Source organism: Micromonospora sp. CPCC 206060 (assembly GCF_036906895.1).
Lineage (GTDB): Bacteria > Actinomycetota > Actinomycetes > Mycobacteriales > Micromonosporaceae > Micromonospora.
The window spans coordinates 1-7,024 of sequence record NZ_JBAKHU010000128.1 but is presented as its reverse complement, the minus strand read 5'-3'; the positions used below and the strand labels follow the sequence as shown (position 1 = coordinate 7,024).

Below are 7,024 nucleotides of genomic sequence, written 5' to 3'. Positions count from 1 at the left end.
ACTCACCCCATATCGAAATGATCAACCGGTGATCGCCGCCAACCGCGTCGGTGGATCGAGGCTCAGGTAGAGCTAACCGTTAGAGTATTCGGGTCTCACAAACAGCTACGGAAGAGACCAAAGGACTATGCCCTACCGATTCGACGAGTTGCCACTTTCCAGGCTGCTGCTAGACCAGTCCAACGCACGGCTTGGAGAGGAGCAGCCAAGTCAGGAAGCAGCCCAGCTAGCGCTTGCGGCCCTTCTCGACGATGAACTCTTGGCGATCGCGGGCGACATCCTCGACAAGGGCACGGACCCAACATCTTTGACTGCAGTCACTCAAGAGAAAGCACCAAATGGCGCATATCGCGTCATAGAGGGCAACAGGCGACTTCTTGCCCTGCGCGCACTCGGCACGCCTGAAATTGTAGATGCGGCACTGACCCCCGCGAAGCGCAAACGCTTATTAAAGTACTCCGCATCCTTTAAGCTAAATCCGATCACGAAAATTATGTGCGTAGTCTTCGATCAAGAGAGCGAAGCTCGTCATTGGATTGAGCTTCGCCACACTGGCGCCAATAGCGGCGTGGGCCTCGTGGAGTGGGATGCCAACGAAAAAGACAGATACAGGGCTCGACAGGGGGGAGTGAAGGCACGTAGTGCCGCTGGCCAGATCCTCGACTTCGTGGACCAGGTTGATTCGAACGACGGCGCTGGAAATAAGCGAAGCTACAGCACCCTACAGCGATTGATTAAGACGCCCAAGGTCAGGGAGATTCTTGGGATCGACATTGAGAGGGATACCGTCTATTCGCACTACCCTCTTGATGAAGTCGCTAAAGGACTCACGGCCATTGTCAACGATCTCAGAAGCGGGAAGACTAAGGTCACGCACGTCTACTACGAGGAAGAGCGGATTGACTACATCAAGAAGCTTCCACTCGAACACCGCCCTGACCCGGCGACGCGCCTGGCAACGAGGATCGAACTCGTAACACTCCTGGACCCTTCCCGCGGCAATGGGCGACCTACCCCGTACAGTCAAGATAGCTTGCCGCTAGGCGCGACCATCGGCGATCAGAACGAGGTCGAAGGTGCCGAGTACACAATTTCCCCAACGGCAGCGGTCCAAGCTCCACCTGCGCCCCCCAGTCAGGGTGCGCCCTCAACCCCGATCCCACCTGCGCCCTTAACTCAAGGCGCGCTCCCAACCCCAACCTCACCTGCGCCCTCGACTCAAGCTGTGCCCTCAACCCCAACCCCGCCTGCGGTCCCAGCTCAGGGGCCGATACCACCTGCTGGTTCCGCAGTAACCGGCAACTCCGGGCAGGGGACCGAACGAGGGGTCCGAAAAAGTCGTGCGAAGGAACCGAGGCCGAGATCCACGACGATTCCGAGAAGTTGCATCCTTTGGATTCCTCGCCCCGCCAGAATCAACGACATTTACTACGAGCTTGCCAAGCTCAATGTGGACGAGTACCCCAACGCCTGCTCCGTACTACTCCGCGTATTCGTGGAGCTAAGCGTTGACCATCATATTGCCCACTTAAATGTTCTTCCTGACGATGAGCGCAGATCGACCAAGTTGTCTAAAAAGCTGAAAGATTTGGCCGCCCGCCTGAAGAGCGATGGAAGAATTGACCCTCAATTAGAAAAGGCTGTCATTAAGATTGCCGACGGTGGAGGCTTGTTCAGCGCTTCGACCGTCACCTTCAATCAGTACGTCCACAACCAATTTGCCTACCCGCTACCGAGCGAGCTGCGAATTGCATGGGATGAACTACAGCCGTTCATGCAAGTCCTGTGGGAAAGGTAGGCGCTGGCATGGGCAAGGCTCAAGAGACTCGCTATTCTTCGCCATTGCGCTACCCTGGAGGGAAGGGCAAGGTAGCCAACTTTATCAAGCTTCTAATGCTTGAAAACTCGCTAATCGGATGCGATTATGTGGAGCCGTATGCGGGCGGAGCAAGCGTAGCACTGTCACTTCTCTTTGAAGACTACATCAATCACGCATACATTAACGACATCAACAATGGCGTCTATTGCTTTTGGCGTCTCACTCTCGAAGATCCCAATAGCCTATGCCAGCGCATCATGAGCGTTCCACTCACCATGGATGAGTGGAGACGACAGAAGCTTGTGCATTCTTCGGAAAGTTCGGCGCCTGAAGATCTTGCTTTCGCAACCTTCTATCTAAACAGGACCAACAGATCAGGCATCGTGTCCGGCGGCGTAATCGGCGGGATTGAACAGTCAGGCACATGGAAGCTCGATGCGAGATTCAATCGTGAAGCCCTCTGCGCTCGCGTAAATAAGATTGCAAAGTTCAGCGCTCGCATAACCGTAAGCAAGTTGGATGCCGCAGAGATGATCGAGAGCAACTTGGTTCAAGGTGACGTACGTCGATTGCTATACCTAGATCCTCCATACTTCGTCAAGGGAGAGGGACTCTACGACAATTTCTATGCATTTGAGGATCACCAGAAGATTCGAGATGCCATTAGTAAAACGCCTGGCCCTTGGGTTGTCTCCTACGACGCGTCCCCCGAAATTCTCCAACTATACTCGCAACATAATCCCCTTTGCTACACGCTGAGCTACAGCGCATCTAAAGCCTCGAAGGGCACTGAGGTTATGTTTTTCTCGCCAAACTTGGCGATCCCGCAAGTTGCGTCGCCTGCGGGAATTTCTGTGGTAGATGTAGCGAGAGCCAAGTCTGCGGCAACCCTATTTTGACGAGATCGCGTCCGCCCTCCTGGATGCAACCCCGAACCGCCTTTTTCGCGCTCGCCAAAAGGACGCGGTGCCCCCTGGCAACTTGAGCCGCACGCTAAGAAGTTCGTGAAATAGGACCGGAAATCAGCAGAGACTTGCGACGCAAAGTCGGCATCAATCATCGCCGCGAAGTCGATAGGTCCTCTTAACCAATCGCACCGCAGAACCGACGCGCTGCACGCTCTGACGTTCCACCAAGGCCGTCCCTGCCTCTACCTCAAACGCCTCTGCAAGATCCTCGTCTGCGGCGACCTCGCGGACCCGGATCAGCTCGACAGTTCCGACACCAGCCAGCAGCCCCGACTCGTTCTCGGAAGAGCGCAGGGCTGCGTACGTGCCCCGGCCATGCTCGGTGGCGACCAACCTTGCTTCGCGTAAAACACCGATTGCTTGCCGGATGGTTCCTCGGCTCGCTCGGTACTCGGCCATGAGCGCGCTTTCTGGTGGCAAAAGGGCGCCGGGTGGGATGGCGCCGGTTTCGATGCGGGTACGCAGCTCGTCGGCGATGACGCGGTATCGGGGTTGTCCATAGTGCGGGGTCGGCACCCGCTCACCGTACCCGGCACTTGTCACTTGTTGTGCCAAGTGCCAACCGCGCCGCTCGTGCCTACACCTAGACAACATGTCCACTTGTAGGTACGTTTCTCTGAGTGCGGATGGGGTGACGCTCTCCGAGGGGTCGGCAACGATCGCCTTGTCCGTGCTCCTTAGTGGGGCGTGCGGTGCCTGGTCTGGTGTCCGGGTGCGGCAGACCGTGCGCCTGTCCTGGTACGGCGCGGTCCCGAACCTGCCTACGGGCGGTGCGTCGTGCCCTCCTGCGGGCCGGTGGCGGGTTCGTTGTCTCCCGGACTGGCGCCACCGGCCCGCCTCCAACGTGCGGAGGTCGTGATGCGCCGTGCTCGTCGTACCCGCTTGTCCCTGTGGTCCTGGTGGCCGTGGCGTCGGCCGCGACACGCACCCCGCCACGCGGTCACCAATCCGGCGCCCAGCTCGTCGACCGGTACCGGCTTCTCGTGGGCAACCGCGCGGACACAGAAGCTCCCGGTACTGAACGCTGCGCCGCTGATGACCCGTGCCCAGCAGCACCGGGGCAACGGCGGGCGGTGGGCGGCATGAACCGGGGCAACTTCCGCTACGTCCCTCCGGTCCCTCCGCCGTCACACCCTGACTGGTGTGCCCTGGACCGGTGCGGGCATCTGAACCCGCCGGGAATGCCGTACCTGGCGCGTCGACACCTGGGCGACTGGGAGCGCATCGGCGACCCACGCGGGACCGGCTTCATCGTGGTGTACCTGATCGCCGCAGATCCCCGGCTCCCGGCTATCGCCTTCAACACCGGGTCACGGGCGCGGGGCAAAGGTGGGGCCGAGTTGTCGTTGCCGAATGCGGCGCGGCTGGCCCGGCGGATCAATGACCTGCTGGCGCAGGCCGGCTACGAACTGCCGGACGGAGACGAAGATGCCTGACCACACCAACCCCACCGGTCCGGGCGGCCTGCACGTGATCTGCCCGCCGTGGTGCCGGGGCTGCGGGCCGAACGATCCAATGCACCGCAGTGAGCTGGTGACGATCGGGCGGGAGCAGACCGGCTGGATCAGCCTGCAACTGCTGGTCGACCGGTTCCACCGGCGGGACCTGGTCCTCAAGCTCGACTCGACCCGCTTCGGCGCGACGCAGACCGTGCTGCTCTCCGGGATGCAGACCGACCGGCTGATCCGGGAGTTGGTTCTGACCCGGCAGGCCATGCGCGCGACCAACCGCCAGGACGAGCCACAGACCAGGGGTACGCGATGACGGGGTATCGGCCGGCGGCTGCGGCGGGGCGTACTGGTCGGGTGGAGCCTCCTCGGCCCCGGCCTGTGGTGGTGGCTCCGGTCGTGGCGCGGCCGGCGCGGGGGACCACCTGGCAGACGTTGGAACGTCTAGGGGGTACGGTGACCGGTGTGATCGGTCGGGACTGGCGCCCTCGTTACCTGCAACTCGCGGAAGAGTTGCGGGTGAAGATCATGAGCGGCGAGATGGCCCCCGGCACGCTCATGCCCAGCGAAACCGAGTTGGCCGAGTCGTCCGGCCTGTCCCGGACCAGTGTGCGCAACGCGATCCGGCAGCTGCGGGAATGGGGCCTGGTCCGCGCGGAGCAGGGACGCGGAACGTACGTGCGCGCACCCCGGCAGCGGGTCCGGCGGCGCAACACCGAGCGGTACCAGTGGGAGAAGAACCGGGTACTGCTCGACGAAACCGAGCGGTTGAGAACCGGCGCGACCGAGCACGACACCGGCCTGACCGTCGATGACCTCAAGTTCCACGCCGAATACTCCCGCGTCGACGCGGACGAGGACCTGGCCGGTGCGTTGCGGATCGAGCCGGGTACGCCGTTGCTGCGGCGGGTCTACTGGACCTCGTCGAAGCATGAGAACGCACCGTTGACGGTGTCGTACTCGTACCTGCCGTACGACCTGGTCGCCGCGAACCCTGACCTGCTCGACGAGAGCAAGGAACCGTGGCCGGGCGGTACGCAGCATCAGCTCTACACCCTCGGCATCGAGTTGGACCGCATCGACGACGAGATACGGGCGCGGCCCCCGTCACCGGATGAGGCCGAGTTGCTCGACATCGACCCGGGCACCTCCGTGTTGACCGTCCGCAAGACGTCCGTCGACACAACGGGCCGAGTAGTGGAAGTCGCCGACGTTGTCATGCCGGGTGACCGCACCGAGCTGGTCTACTCCCACAAACTCAAGCGGTGGAAAACGTGACCCAACTCGTCTCGGTCATCACCCCGGTCCACGCGCCCAGCATCGCCTACCTGCCAGGCGCGTATGAGTCGTTGGTCCGGCAGGAGATGCCCGACGGATGGGACTGGCAATGGCTCGTCCAAGAGGACGGCCAGACCGGCGCCCTGGTCGACGCGCTACCCAACGATCCCCGGATCAGCCTGGGTAGCGGTCGACCCGGCGGGCCCGGTGTCGCGCGGACCCTAGCCCTGTCCAGGGTCGACGGGTCACTCATCAAGGTCCTGGACGCTGACGACCAGTTGATGCCGGGCGCGCTGGCGCGGGACATCGCCGCGTTCACTACGCACCCGCAGATCGGCTGGACCACCTCCCGCGTGCTCGACCTGCTCCCCGACGGGTCAACCGTCGGATGGGACAAGGACCCGGCCGGCGGCGTCCTCGGCCGCGGTGAGGTCCTGTCGTTCTGGCAGGCCAACAGTTTCCGCGCACCCGTCCACCCGGCCACGCTCTGCCTGCGCCGGGATCTCGTCTTCGCCCTCGGCGGCTGGATGGCCCTACCCGCCTCCGAGGACACCGGCCTACTCCTGGCGGCGAGCGCGGTCAGCGAGGGCTACTTCATCCGGGAACACGGCCTGCTCTACCGGAAGTGGCCCGGACAGGTCACCAGCCAGGCCACACACCGGGCACCTGAGGAGTACCAGGCGCGGATGAAGATCATCGGGGCCAGAGCCAACGCCCTGGCCTCGATGCTCCCGGATGGCCTTCCGGTGACCGCTACGGCGTAGCTTCGTGCCCCGGCATCCCGTGGGTACGCCGACGCTCCTTCATCTCCGCCTCAAAGATGTGCCGGCGGCCACCGGCCAACTTCTTCCGCGCGTACCGCTCGATCTCCTGGAACGCCGCGTAGTAGCCGTCGTCGAACTCCTCCACGACCTGGAACGTCCACCGCCCCGGAAGCACGTTACGACCCAACAACTCGTGCTCAACCCGGTCGGCAACCTCATCGTGCCCAGCCTCGCGGAGCAACTTCACCACCCGATCAAGAGTGAGGTCCGCGCCCCCGACGAGCTGGTGCACCGAGTACAGGTGCCCCCGTACCCGGTGGATCGTCTCCAACGCCTTACTCAGCTCACCAAGAGCCTCAACTGACGCATCGTCTAGCCAAACAGGCCTCGCGTGCCCCTCGTCTCCGGCTGTCGACTGCTCAGGATCCAACATGTCGCCTCAAATACCCTGTTTGTCCCCCTGTCTCACCTGAAGAACGAGCAAAACAGGAAGACGCGCCGACAGGTAAATCTTATGATGGCTGGTTAATGCATGCCAGGTCACAAGGAGTCCCGAAGTGGTTCGCTTTCTCGACTTATCCAACCCGGACGAGCGATCTCTGCAACTCACTCCCTATGGGCTATACACGAACGGCATGCTTAATCCCGACGCCGCACTGGAAGCTCACGCGTCCTCAATTAGTTGTGACTGGTCAGGTGCTCGTCGGCGGGTCGGCTTGACCTGGGTCGTTCGGGTTGGATCATGGT

At 62.0% G+C, this 7,024-nt stretch carries 8 protein-coding genes; 6 read left to right on the top strand and 2 right to left on the bottom strand.

What is annotated here, in order from left to right:
* Positions 1 to 127: 127 nt before the first annotated feature.
* A complete protein-coding gene (locus V6U90_RS31880) occupies positions 128 to 1,798 on the top strand; it encodes a hypothetical protein (RefSeq protein WP_334444638.1) in 1,671 nt (556 codons plus the stop codon).
* An 8-nt stretch (positions 1,799 to 1,806) separates the two neighbouring features.
* A complete protein-coding gene (locus V6U90_RS31875) occupies positions 1,807 to 2,718 on the top strand; it encodes a DNA adenine methylase (protein WP_334444636.1) in 912 nt (303 codons plus the stop codon).
* 153 nt (positions 2,719 to 2,871) lie between these two features.
* Here the strand turns inward: V6U90_RS31875 and V6U90_RS31870 are convergent, their stop codons facing one another.
* A complete protein-coding gene (locus V6U90_RS31870) occupies positions 2,872 to 3,303 on the bottom strand; it encodes a GntR family transcriptional regulator (RefSeq protein WP_334444634.1) in 432 nt (143 codons plus the stop codon).
* Between the two features lie 665 nt (positions 3,304 to 3,968).
* Here V6U90_RS31870 and V6U90_RS31865 point away from each other — a divergent pair.
* The 4 genes from V6U90_RS31865 to V6U90_RS31850 all read left to right on the top strand — a co-directional run bounded on the left by V6U90_RS31865 (position 3,969) and on the right by V6U90_RS31850 (position 6,277).
* Positions 3,969 to 4,223, top strand: a complete 255-nt coding sequence (locus V6U90_RS31865; protein ID WP_334444632.1) for a hypothetical protein — start codon at positions 3,969 to 3,971, stop codon at positions 4,221 to 4,223.
* Positions 4,216 to 4,551, top strand: coding sequence for a hypothetical protein (locus V6U90_RS31860; RefSeq protein ID WP_334444630.1), 336 nt, complete (start codon positions 4,216 to 4,218; stop codon positions 4,549 to 4,551). The genes V6U90_RS31865 and V6U90_RS31860 overlap by 8 nt, the downstream gene beginning before the upstream one ends.
* Before the next feature lie 140 nt (positions 4,552 to 4,691).
* Complete coding sequence (locus V6U90_RS31855) at positions 4,692 to 5,513, top strand: GntR family transcriptional regulator (RefSeq protein WP_334444628.1); 822 nt, start codon at positions 4,692 to 4,694, stop codon at positions 5,511 to 5,513.
* Positions 5,501 to 6,277 carry a glycosyltransferase family 2 protein gene (locus V6U90_RS31850; protein ID WP_334444626.1) on the top strand — a complete coding sequence of 259 codons (777 nt, stop codon included), beginning with the start codon at positions 5,501 to 5,503 and terminating at the stop codon, positions 6,275 to 6,277. Before V6U90_RS31855 ends, V6U90_RS31850 begins: the two co-directional genes overlap by 13 nt.
* Here the strand turns inward: V6U90_RS31850 and V6U90_RS31845 are convergent.
* Entirely contained in the window at positions 6,267 to 6,710 is a 444-nt protein-coding gene (locus V6U90_RS31845; RefSeq protein WP_334444624.1) for a hypothetical protein, read from the bottom strand. The genes V6U90_RS31850 and V6U90_RS31845 overlap by 11 nt on opposite strands.
* Positions 6,711 to 7,024: the final 314 nt, after the last annotated feature.